This window comes from Providencia sp. TYF-12 (genome assembly GCF_041344805.1).
In the GTDB taxonomy this organism is placed as follows: domain Bacteria; phylum Pseudomonadota; class Gammaproteobacteria; order Enterobacterales; family Enterobacteriaceae; genus Providencia; species Providencia huashanensis.
In genome coordinates this window covers 2466697-2490266 of record NZ_CP166833.1, presented here as the reverse complement: position 1 = coordinate 2490266, position 23570 = coordinate 2466697, and the positions used below count along the sequence as shown (strand labels likewise).

Here is a 23570-nt window from a genome sequence, read left to right as displayed (position 1 = left end):
GTTTATAGTCTCATATCAGGGCTATTTACCATACAACTAACGATAGTAATAGCGGTAATTGGTAGTAAAAGTAGTGTTTCGACTAAAAAACAGAATTACTCAAGTGATAATAAATAAGCAATATACAAAGCACGTTTATTATCCCGAATGGGAGTATTTAGCCGAATAAAGAGTAAAATATATTAATATTATTTAATTGTATATATTTAATCGGTAGTATTCGCATAAATAATGTAACTGAATATTTCTTATTAAATTAAAAGAGATTAGGAATAATCCTAATCTCTATGTTTTTATATACTGAATAGATAAATAGCGCATACATATTAAATATGCTTTATGTATAAGATATTAAATAAAAGTTAATAAAGATTACAAGGTGATTACGACAATTAAATTTATAATAATAAAACCATGTTGACTGAAAAATAATTTGAACTAATAATTATTGCAATGAGAGGTAGTGATAAAAGGATACGGCCAATAAACATTTAATATAAACAAAATAAAATCTTGAAAGGTAATAAATAGAGTTACTATTAATAAAGAGAGTAACTAATTTAAATAATATATAATTTATCAATGTTATTGAATTTATAAAAATATATCAAATCAATATTTGAGGAATAACTATGTTCAAAGTGTATCAGCAGACTCAAAATTTAAAAATGAAACTCCTAAAAAAAGTATCTAAATATCACGAAGTAAAAAATCAGCGTGGTATGACATTACTCGAAATTATCATTGTATTAGGCATTGTCGGAACAATTGCAGCAGGTGTCGTCGTATTAGCACAACGTGCATTCGATAGCCGTGCAATCTCAGACTTAGTGAGCAATACAAACTCAATACGTATTGCAGCTAAAGAAGCTTATCAACGCGCTCCAGGTTACCCAGCAGAGGCAGGAACAGATTCTGCGAACTATACATTTGAGTCAATTAAAGACGCAAAAGAATCTACAGCAATTGTGGCACGCTTAGTTCAGTTAGGCAAAGTTTCGACAGACGAAGCGCGTAATAATATTTCTAATAACTTTATTGCGATCTCTGGAGCCATGACAGTAACGGGGCAGCCAGCAACGGGGCTGCGTGGGTTTGTTGTGGAATTAAATGGACTTAATCAAGAGCAGTGCCGTGCGGTTATTTCCCAATCAGGAAATTTATGGGATTACGTTGAAGTCGGTGTAGCAGCAGCTGGAGCAAGTAGCTTGACTGCAACACCAAAAAATCTCGCTGTAGAAATAACAGATGATTCACCTATCCTGCGCTCATTGCATGCCGATGGTAATAAAAACATTAAGCCAGATGACATCGCAACAGTTTGTGTCGATTCGCCAACTAACGCAGTTATTTTAGGTAGTCGTTAATAAATAGAGACTAATAACTCGCTAATAAAACCTCTCTTTAATTAGAGAGGTTTTGAGAAATAAAGATGAAAAAAAGTAAAATAGCAGGTTATTCATTACTTGAAGTTATTATCGTCCTTGGAATTATTGGTGTGATAATGGTTCCATTGAGCCGCTTTATTATTAATAGAATTGAAGATAACCGTCGCCAACAAATTTCAGATACAATCGTTGATGAAATGTATCGTTTTATAGACTTTGTTAATAGTGACGAACTAGAAACAATAGATGGGAACCTCAAGCGAAATCCTTTATTTCAAATAGGAAATAAAAAGCCAGAATACAGTAAGCGTGTGAGTAACTATAAAATTGAAGATGAGTTAACTCATGATAATTTACACTTTAATTGGGGAAGTGGCATTGGAAGTGAACGTAATTACTTTACCGATGAAACTTGTCAAGGAAGCCTACTTGAATTATCACTAAAAAAAGAATTTTTGAAATGTACAATTGACCCTTTAATTAGCCAACAGCCTGTTTTATCTATAGAAAGAATTGATCTTATTGGTGACACCAAAAGAAAAACAATTGAAAGAACTGATTTTATCGCAATGTACCACCCACAGAAAGAAGAAGAAAATTTATATGTTGATAATTTATATAATAATTTCATGCAATCATTTAAAGATAAGTCTCTATATTTAATTCAAGCAGATATGGTTTTTAAAGAAAAACAAGATAATGGAAACACTAATTGGCAGTTATTAAAGAGAAATAATAAGAATATCAAGTTTGGGGAGTTAGCGCTAAATGCTGATGCTTTGAGTAATGATAATTATAATTATGGAATACGTTTTAGCTTCAATAGTAAAGCAGGGAAATATTTAAAATCAGATGGTTCCGTTAATACTGACAAATTGTGTTGGAATACGAAAAATAGTCAATATGGTCCTTGCTTGATGGCAAAAGATGAAAATAAACTTGTACTAACAAGTGGCGCTCTAGATAAAAATGAAAAAATGCCTGCTTTATGTTGGGATACTCAAAATAAAGCAAAATCTGTTTGTTTAGAATTGAAAGAATTACCCGAAGACTTCAGTATAACGGATGCTCAATATTTAGATGACAGTAATTTTATACTCACCAAAGAAGATAATAAAGGCAATCAAGTAGCAGGAACATTAGTCGCTAATGTAGTTATTGAAGATAGTCATTATGAAGGCTCTAAATTAGTCAAAGAATATCGTACCGTCCCTGAAGTAAGTTATCACAGTTTTACAGGCAATAATAAGAGCATGATTGTTGGTGAGAATTATGTTGGAGATGATCTCAAAGAGGATGGGGTCATTACTATACCAAGAAAGTTATGTCCGGTAGTTAATGACGTAAGGTTATGGCCAAGGTTGACAGTCGCAGTTTCATCAATGACGCCAGTTGTATTTGATGATGAAAAAAATATTTTAGATGTTGACCTCTCTCACGAGTCGAGTACAAGAATAAACAAAATAAAACACGTAGGGCTATCGGCAGGCGTCGTATTACAGGCTAGACACGGTTATGTTGTAGGTACAGCAACGACACCATTTCAACCGACTTGGATTATAAGTGCATCATTAGGTGTAAATAATCCAGAGAACGGGGATTCCAGTACTTATGTTAACCCTAAATCATTATCAATTATGGCAGTTGAATGGTGCAGTTCAATTAAAGGGGATTATTCTACTTCATATGATTAGTAATAAGGTATTCATATAATGAAATATAAAATGAGCGTGTTTATTTTATGTAGTTTAGCTTTCTCTTCTATTGCTAACTCAACAATAGGTCAACAAGGATGGGTTAATTTAAAACCGATGAAAGAAATTAAATCGGTTTCTGATTCATCAAAAACTGAACAGCAAAATATCAATATAGAACAAATGACTGGTGATAAAAAAGAGGGTGAAGAGCAACGGGAGGTTATGAGTCATTTAATACTAAAGAAAAATGAGCTTTTAAGCCAAAGTATTGAAGAGTGGACAAAATTCAATGGCATTGATTTTATTTGGAATAGCCCAAAAGATATTGTCATTTTTAATGAGATCACAATTGATGGTACAGATAGGATACAAGTTTTAGAAAAATTAGGTAAACAACTGTCTTACCAAAAAGCAGGGTTTTATTTGAAGTTTTATGAAGAAAACAATGTTCTCGTGATTGATAATTGATAAGTAGAAAATAAAATGAAAATGTGTAAATTGGTTTATATTCTATTGCCATTACTACTTCAAGGATGTAGTAGTTTTTTTGAAGAAAAATATAATGACAAAGAATTATTTGATAGAGTAACTGACCTTCAAGATATTGATAGTAGCAAACAAGAGACATTTTTATCTCTAGGTACATCATATTTAGGAAAAGAAGTCAGTTACGATCGTCAGCAGAAAAAAGTACTCGATAAAGAAATTAATTTGACAACTTATGCACCTGTTAACATTTATACCGTATTAGAAATGTTAGGTGAACAAATGGAAATTACCTATAAAGTTGATGCGAGTACTCCTCAAGAGTTGGCTGAGAAAGCTACGGCTGGTGAGGATATATTAAAGAACACAGTATATACTATTAATTTTAAAGGTAATCTAGACGAATTTATTGGTTATTTATCAAATTTGTATGATGTAAGTATTCAACTGAAGAAGAATAATTTACTAGAGGTTAACTTATATTCAAACTTTGCGATCAACCTTGATTATTATGGGACAGATAATAACTATGAAGCTAGTTTAGATATATCAAGTAATGAGGCAGCCTCATCTAGCGGATTAAAAGGTAAATCAACAACCTCATTTAAATCCTCGTTCTGGGCAGATGTGAAAGATATGATGGATAAATATATCTCTTCAGGGGTATATAATATATTTCAAGACTCATCTATTTTGACGTTTGTTGGAAGGCAATCAGAATACAATCATGTCAATAAGGTTCTAGAGCAATACAAACAAGCAAATAGCCGTCAATTTGTTGTTAGCTATAAAATTTATATACTCGACAAGTCAAAATCTAAAAACTTAGAAGCAGAGTTGGGTTTTTCTTACAACAGTGGTGGTACGCAAGTCGGGTTTAATCAAAGTTTGCTGACTAAGTTAACTGGAAGTCTTAATGCTAATTCAAATTTTCATGGTGGTGAAAATGCCAAATTTCGCTTAGCCGCACAACTTGACGCTGTTTATAATTTAACTGGAAGTAAAATTTTGCAAAGTGGGTCTTTTATTACTCGTAATAATATGCCAATCCCGCTAAATTTAACTAAGACTCAACATTATGTATCTGGCATGACTTCAACTAAAAATGCCAATATGGATATTACTGAGAATCAGTTAACAACCGATCAAATTGTGACAGGGAGCAGTTTTATTATTACTCCGAGAGCCTTATCTGATGGGAAAATTGAAGTTGCTAGTGGATTTACACGTAAAAATCTGATTGGCATAGAAAAATTTGATAATGTTCAACTGCCTAATTATACAACAACGGAAATGTTTAATACTTCTGTAATTAAACCGGGTGATTTACTGATCGTTGGTAAATATGATGAAAATACAGAATCTGATGGACAAAAGGCAGGTATTTTATCAGCTATCTTAAAAAGTGAAGATGCGAATTCAACTATTATTATGATTGTAGGGATAGACAATTACTTTTCAATTAATGAGTAAGCCATGACATTAGCAGAGTTACTGAAGAATAAGCTGACTATTGGTGGTATATGGATTGATTCGAGCCAAACAGAAGAGCATCGGCATCGATTTTGGCTTGAGTCAACCAAAAAAAAATGTAGGAAAATTAGGTATAAAACTCGTAATGGTATGAAGGAAGTGTTATTTCCTAAGCAAGTGAAATTACACGAAATATTAGCTTTATATATTAAAGAACTTTATGGCGATGGCATGTTTTATGCTCCTATAGTTGAGGGTGATATTACACATTATTATTTAATATGCATTAAAGATGATTGTGTAATCTCTCCAATAGATACAATCATAACGGAGGGAATGCTCTCCTATATTTTGAGTCAAAAAGATACATCAATATATGGCTCTTTAGATGTGACGGTTATTAATGATGATATATTTGATGCAATTTATGAAGAGTATTTGAATCAGGAAAAAAAGTATCGTAATACAATCATTAAAGTTTCAGCGGCAATTGCTTGTGGTATAAGCATATTCACAATCATTATTTATATTCTATCCTTATATTAGGGTTATTAGTATGAAAGATATTCTTTCTGGCTGGCGTGAGCATGGCTTATTGAAAAGTAAGTATATGCTAATCATTAGTATTGTAATAGTATTAATTATCACCATTTCTGGTGTAATGTATTATTTACATTATAAAAAAACAGAAAAAGAGGCATTAGAAAAACAACAGCAGCAGTTAGTTCTCAATGATAAAAAGAAAATTACAAATTTTTATTTATCTCAGTTTCATGGGTATCAAGCTGATGATCTTATCATTATATTAAAACAAATTTTACTCAGTAGTTATGCATTTACAGCAAGTGGCTTCAATGAGGATATGTTTACTTGTAATGAAGATAACTGTCAATTTTCATACAAATTAAAGCCTGGTGCTATTTTTAATGTTCAAGATAAATTTTTTTTCAATGAACGCTACGAAGGGATTATTAGCCCAGATAGCTTGGATTTTTCTAATTTACAATTGAAATATACTGATAATAGATTGGAAAATAAAATAACTTCTCCTGAGGCAAAATTGTATGTACCTACTTGCAATGATTATATAAACTATGTTTATGCGTACAATTCATCAAAAGATAACGAGAAAAAAAAGATAAAATTAAATGAATTACCATCTTCCTCTGTGTCAAATATAGAAAGTAAATATTCAGGGTATCCAGATAGCCATAATTTGTTATTTGCAAAATTTGAAATGACTTTTAAAAATAACCCATTGGAAATTAGTTACTTATTAAACGGTCAACCTTATATTGATTATTATGTTTTTAAATCAATAGAGAAATTAGATGTTAACAATATTAAAGTTACAGGAGTTTTTGCATGCAAAAGATAATGTTTTCTATTTTAACATTAGGTATAAGCCTACAGTTCGCTTATGCAGATCCGCAAGCAGAAAGTATGGAATTACCAAACATTGAAAATAAAGAAGTATCAATTGAACAAAAAAATATTGTTGACTTAATGCAACGAAATCTTCAATTTGAATCAGAAAAACTACATATTGAAAATCAAATTACGCTAGCTAAGTTAAAAAAAGAACTAAAAGAGGTCAATGAAATTTTAAATGAGTCTCCTAGTCAAGAAACTGTAGCAACCAAGGAACTGGATAATGATGTCGAGGAACAACGAATTAATGAACTGATGGATACTCCCGTTAAACCAATGGATAAGCCAAAAGTTATTATGATTTCTTATGTTGCGGGTATAAAAAAAATAGGGGTGGTGAATAGTGAGAATAGCCGAATTTCTTTTGTTAGTGAGAATAAACCATTTAGTATGAATGGAATGCGATATCGAGTTATTCTAAAAAACAATCAATATAAAGTTGTAGATTAATAATGTTCCAATCAATTGATTTTATTAACATAAATTGTATTGAAGGTGGGATAAAGGCATTAGAAAAATGCCACTTTGAGTTGCTTGAAAAAAATTTAATCATTGTTGATTATAATAAATCCAAGTATTTAGTTATCAATAAAATTAAGATTGATAAACTAGAGAGTGTATATATGGATTTATATTATACGCGTTCAGTTTATAAGAAAAATATTTGTGGGTTTATGTTGAGTACTGAATCTCAATATTACCAAATTATTGAAAAAGCAACTCGAGACAAGAGCAGTAACCTATTATATGAAACCAGTGATGTCCAAAAAGAACTAGAAAGTTTATTGCAGGTTGCCGTTGATACTGGGGCGAGTGATTTACATATTACTCGTGGGGATGTTATTTCAAAAGTAGAGTTTAGGGTTAATGGCTCTTTAATTTTATATTCTCAGTTAACATCTGCTAGTTGTGATGAATTGGTGTTTGTATTGTATAACGTTGAAGCGACGACTAAAGAGACAACATGGAATCGCCAACAACCGCAAAGTGCCAATATTTTGTATGATTTGAAAGGTAAAAAATACCGGTTTCGTTATGCACATTTCCCAATATTTGGAGAGACAAGTGATTGTTATCATTGTGTACTGAGAATTATACCTGCTTCCATAGATACTAACCCTAACCCTCAATTGGAGAGTACAGGGTTATCTGAGGTAGAAATTGAAGATATTAAATCAATACTAAGTAATCCATATGGTGCTTATTTTATTGCAGGAACAACGGGGTCGGGGAAATCAACAACATTAAAGACAGTTATTGAATGGCTACAAATAAATCGGTTTAACAACAAAGGTTGTTTTTTAACGGTGGAAGACCCCGTTGAATATTATATCTATGGTACCAAACAAAGTTCAGTATTAGATGTCGATGGTGGAGGGTTTCATTCCGCGATTAAATCCGCATTACGTCGTGATCCAGATGTACTTATGATAGGTGAAATACGAGATAAAATTTCAGCTAATGCATTATCTGGTGCAGTTGAAAGTGGCCATTATTGTTTCACAACCGTTCACGCAGGGAGCATTGTAACATTATTACAGCGGCTATCGGCACTCGGTATTACAGGAGACAAACTGTGTACACCTGGTTTTATTGCGGGCCTACAGTGTCAAAAGTTAATGCCAGTACTATGTTCGCACTGTAAAAAATCAGAGCTTGCCATTTTCGGTTCCCGGGAAATTGAAATATCAGTGCTTAACCAAGATGGCTGCCAGAATTGCAAATATACGGGTATCAAAGGACGTAAACTCGTTATCGAATATATGCGGCCATCAATTGATGAATTATCTGCAATAGCGAAAAATAATTGGCTTGAAGCGTATATGCACTGGCGTAAAAAAAGGCTAATTGGAAAAGGAATTGGTGAGGGGTTTCAAATTAAAGAAAAAACGCTGTTATTAGTAATTGAAAATAAAGTTTGTTACCACTGGTTTACTCATGAATTTGGCGCTATTCCAGCAGAAGATATGGAGGTAATTTTTGAAAAAATTCACTAAATCTCAGCGATTATATTTATATCAATTTTGTGCTGATATGATTAACTCTAACCTTCCGATTTATGATTCAATCATAAAACTAAAAAAAGAAGGGGAAACGGTTATAGGCAAAGGGTTTGTCAATAAATTGAATTATTTATTAGACAAAATGGCGAATAAAGAATCTATTGCATCCGTTTTTGATGGGATGGTACCAAAGAGTGAATTAAGTTTAATCTATTCTTCAGAGAAAAGTGGGGCACTTGCCAATGGCTTTACCAGTATCGTTGAGGTTATTAAATATAAAGACCAATTAATGTCAAAAGTCATCAAATCAATAACATTTCCTTTGATTATGTTGGCTTTATCTTTAATTGTGATAGCAGGTTATGCGGTCAAAGTTTTCCCTGCCTTTGAACGAGTACTACCGGTTACGCGTTGGCCTGTTGTGACCAGTTCATTATATGAATTTGGCTTGGCTTTATATAATGGGTTATGGGTTTATATTTTAGTAGCAGTCATCCTATTAACGATAATAACTAGGGTTATTATGGCAAATGTAACTGGGTTATTTAGGGATAGGTTTATGGACAGAGTAGTACCATTTTCTACTTTCAAACAATTAAATGCTTCTATTATATTAAATAGTTTGTCAGGGATGTTAAAAAATAAAATCCCTATTAATGATGCATTGACAATATTGAGTTTAAACGCCAATAGATGGTTAAAAAGTCATATTAATATTATGAAAGTTAATATGGCCAAAGGTCAAAACTACGGAGAAGCGCTGAATACAGGGTTATTAAATGTACATGAGCTTTTGAATATTAGTTTGTATTCCGCATTACCATCATTTCATGATGTATTAACATCAGTATCTGAAAAGTCAAAAATTAATATTAATGACAAAATGGATAAGCTTGCAGGATTATTAAAATCATTTTCAACATTAATATTAGGCGGTTGTGTCATCTGGGTGTTTATTGCACTATTTTCGTTATCAGATCAGTTATCTAAGATGTCCCAAATGTAAGTGAGAGGTTAATAATGAAAAAAGTAATTTTTTGTACCGTGTTGCTGCTGCCCATAATAGCGGTTGCTAAAACAACAAAAGGTGTTAATTATATTAATAACACTGCTTCTAATCCAATAATGTCGGTTTGTGCTAATACATCGACGCCATTACCTATATTTATTTCTACATTACGTGATTTTGGTTTAACATCTAAATTTAGTAATCGAGTAAATGTATCGGTTACCGCAGAATATTGGACTGAAGAAGAACGGGGTATTCCTATAAAAATTGCTAACTTTTTTGCAATGGATACGATACGGAAACCTGATGGTAGAACGCCGTTACTTGGGAATTATTCTACAAAAAAAGAGGTTTCGCCCATACCGATGAGCGCAAGAGAGTACAGTGGTATGTCAATCTCGGATGCAGGTTTGGGAAAACCGACAAAAACTGATCGGAAACGTACTTTTGAGTCTTATAATAGCCAAATACTCTATATCAAAAATCGAGGTGTTTACAACGCTAACTATTTTCCAAGGCAGCAAGCTGCACCAACTACTTATGGCGGTGGTGAATACTTTCGACAACCTGACGATATTATTTGGTTACCCGGACGCGCAATAAAAAAACTGACAATTCATATTTATGATTCAAACCCACCAGCATCTCCACCCGAACTAAAAGGGAGACCTGCACCTACAGTTATATTTGAGTGGAAAGCCAAAACAGGTTATAACCCAAAATCATCTGTTCCACCTATACTGGAATTAACAAGTGTGACTTATTCTGGCCAAGGTAATAGTTCTTGGGGGGAGGAATCTGCATCAGATAATGAGATTGACAAGATGCTATACGGTAATGCAAGTGTATTAAGTAGCATAACATTAGGGGAAAAATACACATTAGCAATGGACTGGAACCGAAGCCCTATTATTAGAGACCTTGCGACTAACCCATTTTATTCTAGAGCATACCAATTAGAACGGGATGCATTTAAAGCGGGAGATCTGGATTTTGCTCAATTAGTCAATGCGATAAGTCAAAATAAAAAATTAAGTGCTTATGATATTAACCTTAAAAAAACAGATTTTATTTATACCAATATTGATGCAATAAATAGAGATCTGGGATGGGGGCATGGAGGAAAATATAAAATAACCTATTTTAGAGGCAGTATCAACGCTTATAATAATGTATATATTGATCAAAAAAAATATGAAAAAGACGGTTCAATAATGAAGATTTGTGACTAGTATGTTAGAGTTTATTCATTATTATTATACTGTGATTGCCATTATTATAGGCTGTTGTGTTGGTAGTTTTATCAATGTAGTAATATATCGTTTGCCTATTATAATATTTACACGGGGAAAGGCGGGGAATTTTTCATTAAGTTTTCCTGGCTCTCGATGCCCAACTTGCAAAAATAAAGTATATAAACGGGACAATATTCCTATATTAAGCTGGTTAATTTTAAAAGGGAAATGTCGACATTGTCATTGCCCTATATCGAAACTTTATCCTCTTTCAGAATTTATTTTTGGCTTTTTTTTTGGTTTGGTTATTTTCTACTATTATTTTGATAGGGAACTCGCTACATTGGTGATGTTTTTAGGGTTATGTTCCGTTTGCTATGTTATATTTTTCATTGATCTTAAATGGTTAATTATTCCAGATGAACTGAACTATTTGTTAATTTGGCTCGGGTTATTAAGTTCTGTAATGAGCTGGACAAATATAACTCCTTTGCAATCTGTCACAAGCTGTATGCTCGTATGGTCAGTGATTAAAATAGTTATTTGGGGGTTCAAATTGTCGACAGGTAAAGATGGGCTCGGTGATGGTGATGCCAAACTGTTTGCTGCAGGCGCCACTTTTATTGGGTTATTTGCGATCCCTTGGCTTATTTTGTTATCGGTATTATTTGGTTTATTAACTTATTTAGTTGTTAGGTCTGTTAATTATAGACCGGATAGAGGAGAGTTTTCTGAGTACTATGATATTGATGAAAAAAGTTACATTCCATTTGGACCTGCTATTTGTTTAGCTATAATGGTATTAGTTTTTTATTTCCATATAATGATGTGATTCTCCACATAAACTCCTCGTTTATATAAACGAGGAGTTTATCAACTAATTAGAATTGATAGTAAAGGTTAGGTCATCATTACCTAAATTAATCTTACGGCTTGTAATCACTGAGCCATTATGTATGACCCTAGCTTCTACAGGGTGTAAACTTCTTTCGATATTCACGTGAAATTGGTTCATTTCATTTCTATTAATTTGAATGGGGGCTAACTGAAATTGTAAACATCTTCCAGTTATAAGGCTGACTTCGAGGTAATCTAAATCTGTATCGAGTTTATTACTATCATCTGGATAGACCATCCCATAAGAACCATTAAGGGCAGGGTAAATATAACTTGGCAATTTATTTTCGGGGTCATGTAACCCTAATAAGGTTATCACCTTAACACCTTGCTTGTAAGGGACCAAATCCTTAAGAAGTGCATCATCATCATGCATAATCCATTCGCGGCCATCAGAGATATAATGTAGTACTTCATTATTATGTATAATTTTCTGAGTATCATTTAGATGAAGAGTAATACTATAACTTGCTGAAGTATCAATAGTAATTAAATAATCCGGGTAATTATTGGGGGTAGGGAAAATAATATTAGGTGCGTGTCTACCATTATAACAGTGGATCATAGCTTCTTTATTAAACTGGAAAATATTTATTAATTGCTCTTCGGTGATATCTTTACCATTTTCTATGGGGACATCACTATAAATATATTTTGATGTGGTATGACGGTACTCTCTCATTTGTTGTAATTCTTCATCCCAGCGAGAAAACCCTGTGGCCGAGTTAACATTAAAAACAGCTTTACTTTCAAGAAAATGTTGAATTTGGTTAAGGGAATGAGGAGTATGTAAGGTAAATGCATTGTATTTTTCATACATAGGTGACCCCCCAGCCATTGCATCATGGCCGAGAGAGTGTTCCTTATAAGGGAGTGCGAATAACCCTTCACCTTCATTTTCTAAATACGTGGGTTTATTTCGTGTTGCGCTTTCAAAATTGGGAATAAAAAAATTATTGTGGCTATCCCATCCCCATGTTGAATTTCGCTGGCTAGGAACGGCGTTGACAGAACCATAAAATCCACCGGGGTAGTGCCCTAAGCCATAATTATGTCCAATTTCATGACTAAATTCATTACGAATAGTGTCATCTAATGTCGCCATACCTGCACCACCAGAACCGCCGTGCACTTGTAACCCATTTTCATATTTTCCTATAGAGGTGTGTACGGTTATTTGTGGTGTTACCATGTTACTCGCTTTGTCTCTTCCTGCATTGAAAAAGCCGTAGTTGGCAAAATTAATTCCAGATGCAATTAACGATTTTGCTATGTATTCCCGCATAATGCCGGTGTGCCAACCCCCATCACCAGGAGCAATACCTACCAGTAGCCGGCCATCATGCAACATAAGTTCGGTTAAATAAATAGGATCGTAGGTTGTTACCGTTAAGCGAGATAAGGGGACTTGTTGAAAATATTGCTGATGATATTCATGCATTTGTTGAAATTCGAATTTGTCCCTATAGGGTGTTAACATACCAATAGCAATAGTATGGAGAAGTAACTCATTAGGTGCACCAATATCTATATATTCAATATCTCCTTTTTTATCTTGATGTGTAAATTGTAAGGTAATATTAGGCTTAATAAATTGGCTTGGCACTATAATTGACCAACAATTACCAATATAGTCTATTTTTGATAGGAATTGGTCACAGTTATTTTCTGTATTTATTTCGAACCAAGTGCCATCTACATTAACGAGTGTAAGTTCGTCACCTGTAGCTAACTCAACATTTCTACCATTGAAAAATACTGAAAATCGATAAGTTGATTTACATTGAAATATGATTTTTTTTCGCGAATATTTTTCATCTGACTCAACTTTGAATGATGAATTGTAGTGACCATCGCTGGTGATTATTTTAACCGTATCATGATTAAGAATAATATCATTAAAATAATCGGGGTCATCTAACTGATGCAATTGTTTATCATTACTAACAATGATAGTAACTTCATTAGGGTGGGGTTGGGGAGGACTAATATTGGCATAGATTGGTTCACAAGTTGACGTTAGCTCATTTGGATTTTTCATCTTAGCTTCAAATATAATACGTTTTTGTTTATCAAAAACAAATAACTTGACGTCATCATTATGCGCTATGAATTCTCTAGGTTGGAATAGAAACATAGTTTTTCGATTAGATATTATTCTTGGTTGAATATCATCAGGAATATGCTTTCCCGCTGGGATTATACAATTCTGTACATAATGAACTGAACCTGCCAATGTACCGCTTGTATCACTTTTATATTTGTTATTATTAAAATGAGAGTTATTTCCTTTAGAAACAATAAGTTTATTGAAGTAACCTAATGATTTATTATTTTGTAATATTATAGTTTTGTCATGTGCCATTTTAGTTTTCTCATTTATAAAGCATGATTTTATTTCATGCGAGGTTGTTTGGGGGGTTTTAATAATAGATATATAACCAAAATTGAATCTATATTATTATGATTTTTTGTGTATATGGATATGATATATTTAAGTATATAATTAATTTTTTTAGTTAATAAATAAAATTCAAGTGACATTGTTTTAAATGAAGATGTGGTAAATTAATTATTGTTATGTTTATTCTGTTAAGCTATATTTATTAGGTAAGTAAAGTTTAACTTTCATTTTCATGATTCGCTAATTAGGAGGCAGTTTATTGCCTCCATTTTTTTACTATTTCAACATTAGTCTTTATGGCTCCCTCATGTTAATTTTCAGTGTATTATTATTTATACACATTAGAAAATAATGAACTCAATTACCTTTATAATTAATGTTATTAATGCAAATTAATATTATTAAGGTTATGTTTATCAATATGACAACTTGGTGAAAAGTATCTGATAGTATGTAAGTGAAATTTTAACTGGTGTTTTTATTAACCCTTAGAATACTCCACTTTAAATCATTACTCTTATGAGGAGTAATAGATTGTATTGACCTAAATATTTAAATTTTTAGATGTGTTAAATCAGTAAAACAATATTTCTAATTGTTAATATTTATATATATCACTCATGAAATTAGTGAAAAATAAAAATAAATACAATTATCTGATTTTACTCCAATGCTGTCATCATTCCAATATTTAACCTGTGATAAATGATAGGGTGGAGTTAAGTAATAACCAAAAAACTGGTTAATCCCTAATAAGGATAATTATAACATGAATATAGGCAGGGTTTAGGATTGAATAGCTACCCATTAAATTGAACTTATATTATTGTTATGCATATAATCCAAACCGCCTTATTGGCTACTTAGTCAAAATTATTAAGGCGAAATATTTAAATTGATTTTATCTAATAGCTAATAGTTAATAGCTAAAAATAAATAAGGAAATTATATGAAATTGTTAAATACAGTAGATGCATCAAAAGTTATTGGTGGAACAGCGCCAGTGTGTGAAACATCATTTGATACTGTAAAAGTAGGCGCTGGCCTGACAACCTGCCAACAGATCACAAAATGTACTGATAAGCACGGTGAAGTAAGTTATAAAGCACAACCTGCAACAGGTAAATGCCCTTTATAATCTAGTTGTTATGTAATAATTATAAAGCATGCTGAGGAGGGATTCTTTGCATGCTTTGCTTTCAATCCAATGGTAAAACTGTAATGAATAATAGAAAAATATCTAAATTAACGATTATCATATATACCTTGTTTGTCATTATGATTTCTGTGCTTACAACAGTCATGTTTTATCATGTTTTTATTTTTGAGACCTTTAAAGATAATAGTCAAAGTCAGCAAACATTTTTTGAAATTTCTGCCGAAAAAGTATTGTCGAGCCCAATAAAAGAAAATAACAGTATTATTGAGGTTATGTCATATGGATGTTATTACTGCGGTATAAATAATGATGCCATCATGAAGTTTGCAGAAGAACTGCCTGATGATGATAATTTCAAAGCAATACACTTAGCAAGTAAGTATACTCCACTAGCGGCCTATGCACCTATTTTTGCGACTTTAGAAGAAATGAATATTGAGCCTAGTTTACGCTCAGCCATTTTTAATTCTGTTTTAAATGATAATGTTGATTTTAAAAATCAAGTCGAACTATTGGCATGGTTGAAAAAGCATAATGTTGATACTGAAAAGTACCTTGAAATTAGCAATACCCAGCTGTAGCTGAAAAACTTGATTATATGGAGAGCATTGCTGAATTCTACAATATTACGGCAACACCCGCTTTCATTATCAATAAGCGCTATGTTGTTTATCAAGACCGTGATTTTCCTGAATTTACTAAGTATATGGCAGAACTTTTAGAAAAGAGTAAGCAGGAGTAATTGTGGGCCGCTTTATTATTGTATGGCTAATTTTTGGTATTAGAAGTGTCGTTGACGCAGCACTTGTAGGTATTGTGAAATTAAATACCTGTGCGGTGACTCTATTTAGGTGGTTACTGCGTTATATATCTACACCACTATTATTAATAGTTAGTTATACATTATGCCGCCTTGGGGTTATCGGTAGGAATTATCGTAATAGAACTAAGGTCGCTACTCAAAATTACCAGTGTTTAATGGATAAACCAGGGCGTATTGATACCGCATGGATCGCGGTACGTCGGTATATTTTAGAAGAGGGCGCAACTTGGGGGCAAAACAGACAAATCATGTCACAAATAGAAGCGTGTACACACAAACTTAATCAAATTGTTGAGCCTCTGCATGAACAACAAGTCCCCGTTATTCTAGCGCCATTGCATATGGTTTCTGATGTATTAGCTACTATCGTAGGGGCAGGAACATCACCTAAAAATGCGACGGTTATTGTGTCTTCAAGTGCTGAGCAAACTAAATTTGATGATACCGCCCGTATTCTTGGGGGAATTAATTTATCTTATTGCTCAATACATCAAGAGGATAAGTCATTAGCAAAAAATTTAATGACTTTAATGACTGAAACGGCATCAGGACAGAAAAATATGATTATTTTCCCTGATATTACCCCAGATTATACGATTCATACGGGGGAAGGGATAAATAATAAATTAGCTTGCCGTTTATTTAATCGTCCAGCGAAATTACATAGTGGTGTTGTTCGGTTATCCAAAGTGATTTCAGCGCAAGTCGTTTTCTATAACTTATATTGCAAAAATGGAATACAAATCAATATTTATCCTCCTGTGCACGCAACAGATATTGCTAAGCAATTGCCAATCATTATTGAAAAAACGATTCGAGATTACCCTAATGATTGGCTTTTGTGGCATAGCCATTCACTTTATTTTATTAATCATTGACCTCTTATGAACAAGATTATCCCTAATACTGTTTATCAAGAAGAAACGAATGAATGTGGTTTAGCATGTATTTCTATGTTAGCCCATACGCAAGGTGTTACTGTTTCACTTGATACTCTGCGTGAACGCTATCCTGCGACAGATCATGGCACTTCTTTGTTAGAACTTTCGACAATACTTAAAGACTTCGGTATTGCAACTGCTCCCGTTCTTTTTGAACATGATGAGCTAAAAAGTATTCCGCTTCCCGCAATTTTGCATTATGGCGCTAACCATTTTGTTATTTTAGCTTATCGGAAAGGGAATAATGTCTGTGTGATCAATCCAGCGATTGGTCAGCAATGGTTACCGTATTCAGCGTTAAAGCTAGAAATTAGTGGTTATGCACTTATTTTAGACCCGAATAACCAAAGCCAATCAGATGAGGCAAATACGGTAGGCGGCAAAGAGCAACAAACAATTCAAAAACGCCCTTTGGGGATAATGAGTTTAAAAGAAACCAGTGCTATTTCGGGAATTTATTGGTTAATGCTACTGACTTTTTTAGTTGGTTTAACATTATTTATTATGCCAATAATGGTAAGTAATGCTGTTAATAAAGCATTTTCTGATATTGAAAATGCGGATTTCCCCTATGGGTTATTTATTGTTGCTTTTGTACTTGCCTCTTTACTGGCTCTTGGTGTTAGAGCGGTAACTGAACGGTTTATTAAGCACTTTGTATTAGTCAATAGTGGAGTGGGTTTCTCTAAATTACTGAGTAATTCATTACGCTTTTTTGAAAAGCGTGCACCAGGCGATGTTTTTAGTCGTTTTATGGCTTGGCAATCGGCAATGGCACAGAAAATAGAGCTTGATAACCAATTACGTACAGATTGGGTTATTGGCATTATTGCGCTGGCAATTATGTTTTGGATAGCGCCTGTGTTAGCTGCAATTTCATCTGTTGGTGTAACTGTGATGGGGTTAATCAGTGTTTGGGCTATTATTCGTGACCGCTGGTATACCCAACAATTGCAATTAAAAACAGCTTCATTGAATGATTTTTTCATGGAAACCCTTCAAGGGATACTGACTATTAAAGCAGGGGGATTGGAAGAGCAACGTAAAATACAATTTGCATGGTTAAGTCGGGATTTATTCACTTGTATTCAAAAAAGAAATGTTTATGAGCAAGTTAAAGGGACTCTTTACCAATTGACCGGTAGCCTAGAAATGGTGGTATTTATGTTAGTCATACTCCCAATGGTCGCCAGTAAAATGATATCCCTTGGTGATTTTTTTGCTTATAGCTTTATTCGCCAAATTTTTACTTCCTATATTACCCGAATTTTTTATTCGATTATTCATAAATCTCAATTACATATTATTGATACACGTGCGAATAGCTTATTTCCAGAGCGAATTGAACCTGCGGTAGCGGATTTCCACGCTAAGTCGCACCTTGGTGGCGCTCCGCATTTAACATTTGAACATATTGATTTTAGTTATGATCCGGCCAAGCAAATTTTAAAAAATGTTTCTTTGGATTTACCTACAGGCGCTCAAATAGCTATCGTCGGGGAGTCTGGCGCCGGGAAAAGCACACTATTGCGTGTGATTGCAGGGTTAATTCCATATCAACATGGCCTTTGTCATTCTGATGGGGATACGATTGTGTATCAACAATTGGCGCAGTTAGTGTGTTTACAAAGCCAAGAAGACATTTTATTTAATACCTCAGTTTGGGAAAACATCACACTGTTTGCACCGAATATTCAGGAAAAAGAACAAAAAATCATTAATAAACTGTTAAAAAGCCTAGTATTAGATTCAGTGGTTAATAACCTCCCTGGGGGAATAAATGCCCTTATTCGCGAAAGCCATAGCGCTTTATCTTTAGGCCAACGGCAGCGTTTATTATTAGCTCGCTCTATGTATAGCACTAGGCCGATATTATTACTTGATGAGCCAACCGCTAATCTAGATGAAGAAACCGCCGCTAAAGTTATTCAAGCTATTCAAAAGCATTGCCATGAAATGGGCAAGACGTTAGTTGTCGTGACACATAGTGATAAGATAACTTCAAGGTTTGATGTGGTTTATCAAATCATTGATGGTGAGCTAACAAAGACTATTGATAACAACCGTGGTCAGCAGGAAGCTCAGTTGAACAATCCACTTTTATTCGCTGAGTCAGTGCCATGAAACAGTGGGCTCAGCGATTTAAATTACGGGGTTCCAACCTACTGATCGTGCTCGGTATTACCGCTGCACTATTTGCTATCGTGTATTTCGCTACAACACGCACTGAGTCGAATATTGCTCAAGAAATGACGGTGATAACAGCCGACCGTGGTGATATCGAAAAAATCATTATGGTAACCGGGACGTTAAAGCCTTCTGTACAGGTGAATGTAGGTGCTCAGGTTAATGGGCAGATAAAGTATTTGTATGCTAAACAGGGAGATAAAGTCTTCAAAGGACAAATACTTGCTGAGATTGACCCCGCCATTCAAAAATCTGATTTACGTAATGCAATAGCCAAGTTATCGAGTGTTAGAGCCCAAAAAGCGTCTTCAGAAGCTATATTAGTTCAATATCGAAAAGCCTTTGAACGACAAAAAAAATTACGTAAAGACGGTTCTGGCATCGACAGTGATTATGAACAAGCACAAGCACAATATGAAGCGCAGCAGTATCAAGTCAAAATGAATGAAGCATTAATTGTTCAATCAGAAATGGAAGTTGAAACAGCAAATGCAAATTTAAGTTACACACAAATTTTAGCGCCAATTGCTGGGGAAGTATTAGGGATTGTCGCAAATGAAGGGCAAACGATAGTATCTTCCCAAACGGCTCCAACGATTTTGGTATTAGCTAACCTGGATAAAATGCAAATTCAAACGCGTATTTCAGAAGCGGATATTCAATCCGTACATTCAGGCCAACCGTTATATTTTTATGTGCTTGCAGACCCAGATAAACGTTATGAGGGAACGATGGGGTATGTTCAACCAGTGCCTCAAGAAGCTTTAGAAGAACGGAATATGGCGAGCGCAAATAACCAACAGAATAATGCCGTATATTACTCAGGGACCTTTGAAGTTGATAATAAAAATCGCGAATTAAAAACGTCTATGACAGCACAAGTATTTATTCGTGTTGCTCAGGTTAAAGGGGTTGTGCGTATACCGGTTAATGCTTTAGGTCGTTCAATTGCCGCCAATGAATATGAAATCACGGTACTTAATGGTAATCAACCCGAGACTAAAACGGTTGTTGTTGGGATCACCGATCGCCATTTTGTTCAAATTATTCAGGGTCTTGAAGAGGGTGAGCAGGTTATTGTTTCAAATAATATAGGAGTAAGCTAATGGCTCCTATGATCACTGTAAAAAATATTTATCGTGAGTTTCTTGCCGGCACTCAGAGAATTCAGGTACTGAAGGATATATCGTTTTCTATTAACCAAGGCGAAATGTTAGCGATTGTTGGTGCGTCAGGTTCCGGAAAGTCCACACTAATGAATATTCTCGGCTGTTTGGATAAACCAACACGCGGGGAAATTTATATTAATGGTATTGCAGTGCACTCGGCGGATAGCGAAAAGCTCGCTGAACTGCGTAGTCAATATTTAGGCTTTATATTTCAGCGCTATCATTTGATGCCGTATTTAACGGCTGAAGAGAATATTGCTATTCCTGCATTATATACTGCAATGCCAGAACAAGAACGCCAATCACGCATACAGTTATTAGCCCAGCAACTGGGAATAGAAACGCGGTTAGCGCATAAACCGTTTCAATTGTCGGGGGGGCAACAACAACGCGTAAGTGTTTGTCGAGCACTGGTCAATGGCGCAAAAGTCATTTTGGCGGATGAACCCACAGGGGCTTTAGATAGTACTAGTGGTAAAGCGTTGATGAGTGTACTTCATCAGCTTCATCAAGCGGGACATACCGTTATTATTGTCACACACGACCGAAATATAGCCCAACAGACTCAGCGGATCATCGAAATTAGCGATGGGGAAATTATTTCCGACAATGCGAATAATGTGCTGAAAGATGAGGCAATTTCCCCGTGTTTACCGGTTGTTAACAGCAATGGGCGCGCTTCATTATGGCGTAGAGGTTTAGAGTCAGTACGCATGGCTTTTCGTGCCTTATTAGGGCATAGGATGCGGGCATTTTTGTCTATGTTAGGCATTATTATCGGCATATCCTCGGTCGTTTCTTCTGTTGCTGTTGGCGAAGGCGCTAAACGTACCATTATAGAAGAAATTGGTAAGTTGGGTAAAACGACGTTAGAGATCCGCCCTGGCTTAGGCTGGGGGAGTAAACGCCCTGATTTAGAAAGGGCGCTTTCTTTAGATGATGTCAACAGTCTTGCGACACTTCCATGGGTTACTACGGTCTCACCCGTTATTACAAGTGTCCCTACTATTATTTATAAAGGGCTAGATTCATCTATTATGTTAAATGGAGTATCCGATTCCTATATAACCGGACAAGGGATCACCATTATACAAGGGGATAGCTTCCATCAGTTAGACATCGTCAATAAAGAACCTGTTTTTATTTTAGATGATAATAGCCGTCATATTTTGTTCGGTCCAAATGAGGAACCATTAAACCAATTGGTTCAAATTAATGGGACACCTTGGCGTATCATCGGTATAGCGAAAAAAGCAGGCCCAAAAATGACCAATAATTTTATGATTGGCTGGGCACCTTATACCGCCGTTTCACAACGAATAACCGGTGATAAGCCCTTCGAAGCCATTTCGGTTAATTTTGTGGATACGCTAGATCTTAAACAAGCGACCTCTCTAGTTGAATCCCATTTAATGAAAACCCACGGCACAAAAGATTTTTTCATTGAGTCGGACGACCAAATTGCGATGACCTTGCAAAAAACATCAGATTCAATGTCATTGTTGATCACCTCGATTGCGGCGATATCTCTTTTAGTTGGAGGCGTCGGTGTGATGAACATTATGCTGGTTTCAGTTACCGAGCGTACACATGAAATTGGCATCCGTTTATCCGTTGGTGCGAGACCTTCCGACATTATGACTCAATTCTTAATTGAAGCTGTCATGATTTGTTTGTTAGGGGGAGTAATTGGTATTGCTGGAGCATTAGCGAGTGGTGCGGTTTTTTCTTATTTAGCAGTTGAATTTCGGATGGTTTTTACGCTCACGCCAATCTTATTTGCTTGCGGTTTTTCCGTTTTAATCGGTTTTATGTTTGGATATTTTCCCGCATACAGAGCCGCGAAGCTTAACCCAACTGAGGCATTGGCCAGAGAATGAAAATAATCAAGGCTATTGGCTATGGCGTAATATTTCTACTGACAGGATGCGGTAGCTTAATGCGGACTGAATATCAGCGTCCTCAATTGGACCTGCCAGACCAGTGGCAACAAAATGTACGGATAATTAGCTCGCAAAAGCCTCTTAATAGCCAGACTCAATTACTTAATTTTCATGACCCAGCATTAATGAAACTTATTACGTTAGTATTGGAAAGTAATAATGATTTGGCATTAGCAGGCATTAAATTGAAATTGGCGCGTGCCAGTGCAGGGTTAACAAATACCAATCTTACCCCTGATTTTTCATTTACAGGCAGTGCTTCAAATACTAAATCTATTAAGCATGGTAGCCGCCCACAAGAAAATTATAGCTCAGGGCTTTCATTGAATTATGAATTAGATTTGTGGGGAAAGCTTGCACGTATACGTGAAAAGGATGAATGGGAAGCCGTTGCTAGTGAATATGATTACCAAGCGACAAGACTAACGCTAATCAATACCACCTCTCAACTTTATTGGCGTATCGCCTTACTCAACCGGCAAATTGATAACCAAATAGCGGGAAAGGTGATTGCTGAAAAAATATTAGCACAAACAGAATCTTGGTACCACGCTGGGAAAGTCGGACAGTTGGATGTATTGCATGCGAAACAAACTGTAATTAACCGGCAAAATGAGTTAGAGCAACTTATAAATCAACAACAGAATACAAAGAATTCATTGACCTTATTGCTTAACAGTACGGTATTGCCTGAATCTATTGATATTAAACCGATTAATCTTCGTCAAAATGTGCTTGTTGAGTATTCAGCACCGTTAAGTGTGATCTCGACCCGACCGGATGTGCGTGCCATCGAATCAAGGTTACGTTCTATGCTCGCCAACTCAGATGTGGCTAGGCTCAGTTTTTATCCAACCTTATCACTGCAAGCTGCACTGAATGCAGGGAGCCAATTGTTTAGTCAATGGTTCAGCGACCCAACTCGGGTAGTTGGTAGTGCCGTTTCATTACCTTTTATTCAATGGAATACCGTGCGGTTGACAATCGAGCAATCAGATTTGCAAGTGCAGCAAACGGCAATCGAATTTCGTAATAGCGCCTATAACGCCATTATGGAGGTTAATAATGCCATTAATGCTCGAACAATGGCTGAGACTCAAAAATCACAGCTTTTCGAGGCATTATCACTCGGCCAGCAGCGCTTAGCACTGACCACAAACCGCTATCAAGCAGGCGCTGTTAATTACCAAACTTTGTTAACGGCTCAAGATGATTTGTTGTCCATCGAAAATTCATTAGCACAAAACCAATACGATTATTTATATGCCACGTTACAGCTTTGGTTAGCCCAGGGTGGTGAGAATTAATATGAGAGGATATCAAGC

20 protein-coding genes are annotated in these 23570 nt (G+C 34.9%); 19 read left to right on the top strand and 1 reads right to left on the bottom strand.

All coding sequences use genetic code 11. The features are described 5' to 3' along the window. Positions 1–632 precede the first annotated feature (632 nt). The 11 genes from ABE954_RS11270 to ABE954_RS11220 all read left to right on the top strand — a co-directional run bounded on the left by ABE954_RS11270 (position 633) and on the right by ABE954_RS11220 (position 11554). On the top strand, positions 633–1367 hold the full coding sequence (locus ABE954_RS11270; RefSeq protein WP_042843767.1) for a type IV pilus major pilin: 735 nt from the start codon (positions 633–635) through the stop codon (positions 1365–1367). Positions 1368–1432: 65 nt separating this feature from the next. Further along, complete coding sequence (locus tag ABE954_RS11265) at positions 1433–3082, top strand: prepilin-type N-terminal cleavage/methylation domain-containing protein (RefSeq protein ID WP_166686534.1); 1650 nt, start codon at positions 1433–1435, stop codon at positions 3080–3082. Positions 3083–3100: 18 nt separating this feature from the next. Beyond that, a complete protein-coding gene (locus ABE954_RS11260; protein ID WP_052219277.1) occupies positions 3101–3553 on the top strand; it encodes a TcpQ domain-containing protein in 453 nt (150 codons plus the stop codon). 15 nt (positions 3554–3568) lie between these two features. Next, positions 3569–5044: a hypothetical protein gene (locus ABE954_RS11255; RefSeq protein ID WP_042843765.1), complete on the top strand. Its 1476-nt coding sequence runs from the start codon at positions 3569–3571 to the stop codon at positions 5042–5044. A gap of 3 nt (positions 5045–5047) precedes the next feature. Further along, positions 5048–5590 (top strand): hypothetical protein, encoded by a 543-nt coding sequence (locus ABE954_RS11250; protein ID WP_071548096.1) that lies wholly within the window; start codon positions 5048–5050, stop codon positions 5588–5590. A gap of 10 nt (positions 5591–5600) precedes the next feature. Next, positions 5601–6422 carry a hypothetical protein gene (locus ABE954_RS11245; protein WP_166686535.1) on the top strand — a complete coding sequence of 274 codons (822 nt, stop codon included), beginning with the start codon at positions 5601–5603 and terminating at the stop codon, positions 6420–6422. Beyond that, positions 6410–6925 (top strand): hypothetical protein, encoded by a 516-nt coding sequence (locus tag ABE954_RS11240; RefSeq protein WP_131680014.1) that lies wholly within the window; start codon positions 6410–6412, stop codon positions 6923–6925. Before ABE954_RS11245 ends, ABE954_RS11240 begins: the two co-directional genes overlap by 13 nt. Positions 6926–7098: 173 nt before the next feature. Beyond that, positions 7099–8472, top strand: coding sequence for an ATPase, T2SS/T4P/T4SS family (locus tag ABE954_RS11235; protein WP_226619193.1), 1374 nt, complete (start codon positions 7099–7101; stop codon positions 8470–8472). Beyond that, positions 8456–9484 (top strand): type II secretion system F family protein, encoded by a 1029-nt coding sequence (locus tag ABE954_RS11230; RefSeq protein WP_042843760.1) that lies wholly within the window; start codon positions 8456–8458, stop codon positions 9482–9484. The genes ABE954_RS11235 and ABE954_RS11230 overlap by 17 nt, the downstream gene beginning before the upstream one ends. A gap of 14 nt (positions 9485–9498) precedes the next feature. Then, positions 9499–10719 carry a hypothetical protein gene (locus ABE954_RS11225; protein ID WP_206226915.1) on the top strand — a complete coding sequence of 407 codons (1221 nt, stop codon included), beginning with the start codon at positions 9499–9501 and terminating at the stop codon, positions 10717–10719. A 1-nt stretch (position 10720) separates the two neighbouring features. After that, positions 10721–11554, top strand: coding sequence for an A24 family peptidase (locus ABE954_RS11220; protein ID WP_371025450.1), 834 nt, complete (start codon positions 10721–10723; stop codon positions 11552–11554). A gap of 45 nt (positions 11555–11599) precedes the next feature. Here the strand turns inward: ABE954_RS11220 and ABE954_RS11215 are convergent, their stop codons facing one another. After that, entirely contained in the window at positions 11600–13984 is a 2385-nt protein-coding gene (locus ABE954_RS11215) for a M66 family metalloprotease (protein ID WP_339871507.1), read from the bottom strand. A gap of 988 nt (positions 13985–14972) precedes the next feature. Between ABE954_RS11215 and ABE954_RS11210 the strand changes: the two genes are divergently transcribed. From ABE954_RS11210 to ABE954_RS11175, 8 genes are all read left to right on the top strand, one after another. After that, positions 14973–15161, top strand: a complete 189-nt coding sequence (locus tag ABE954_RS11210) for a DUF4762 family protein (RefSeq protein WP_042843756.1) — start codon at positions 14973–14975, stop codon at positions 15159–15161. 83 nt (positions 15162–15244) lie between these two features. Next, positions 15245–15763: a thiol:disulfide interchange protein DsbA/DsbL gene (locus ABE954_RS11205; protein ID WP_371025449.1), complete on the top strand. Its 519-nt coding sequence runs from the start codon at positions 15245–15247 to the stop codon at positions 15761–15763. 17 nt (positions 15764–15780) lie between these two features. Beyond that, positions 15781–15924, top strand: coding sequence for a hypothetical protein (locus tag ABE954_RS11200; protein WP_226693198.1), 144 nt, complete (start codon positions 15781–15783; stop codon positions 15922–15924). Between the two features lie 2 nt (positions 15925–15926). After that, positions 15927–16883 (top strand): ABC transporter, encoded by a 957-nt coding sequence (locus ABE954_RS11195; protein ID WP_042843755.1) that lies wholly within the window; start codon positions 15927–15929, stop codon positions 16881–16883. A gap of 6 nt (positions 16884–16889) precedes the next feature. After that, positions 16890–19070: a peptidase domain-containing ABC transporter gene (locus ABE954_RS11190; protein ID WP_166696732.1), complete on the top strand. Its 2181-nt coding sequence runs from the start codon at positions 16890–16892 to the stop codon at positions 19068–19070. Further along, positions 19067–20239 (top strand): efflux RND transporter periplasmic adaptor subunit, encoded by a 1173-nt coding sequence (locus tag ABE954_RS11185; protein WP_129465927.1) that lies wholly within the window; start codon positions 19067–19069, stop codon positions 20237–20239. The genes ABE954_RS11190 and ABE954_RS11185 overlap by 4 nt, the downstream gene beginning before the upstream one ends. Beyond that, on the top strand, positions 20239–22182 hold the full coding sequence (locus ABE954_RS11180) for an ATP-binding cassette domain-containing protein (RefSeq protein WP_129465928.1): 1944 nt from the start codon (positions 20239–20241) through the stop codon (positions 22180–22182). The genes ABE954_RS11185 and ABE954_RS11180 overlap by 1 nt, the downstream gene beginning before the upstream one ends. Further along, positions 22179–23552 (top strand): TolC family protein, encoded by a 1374-nt coding sequence (locus ABE954_RS11175; RefSeq protein WP_042843752.1) that lies wholly within the window; start codon positions 22179–22181, stop codon positions 23550–23552. Before ABE954_RS11180 ends, ABE954_RS11175 begins: the two co-directional genes overlap by 4 nt. Positions 23553–23570 lie beyond the last annotated feature (18 nt).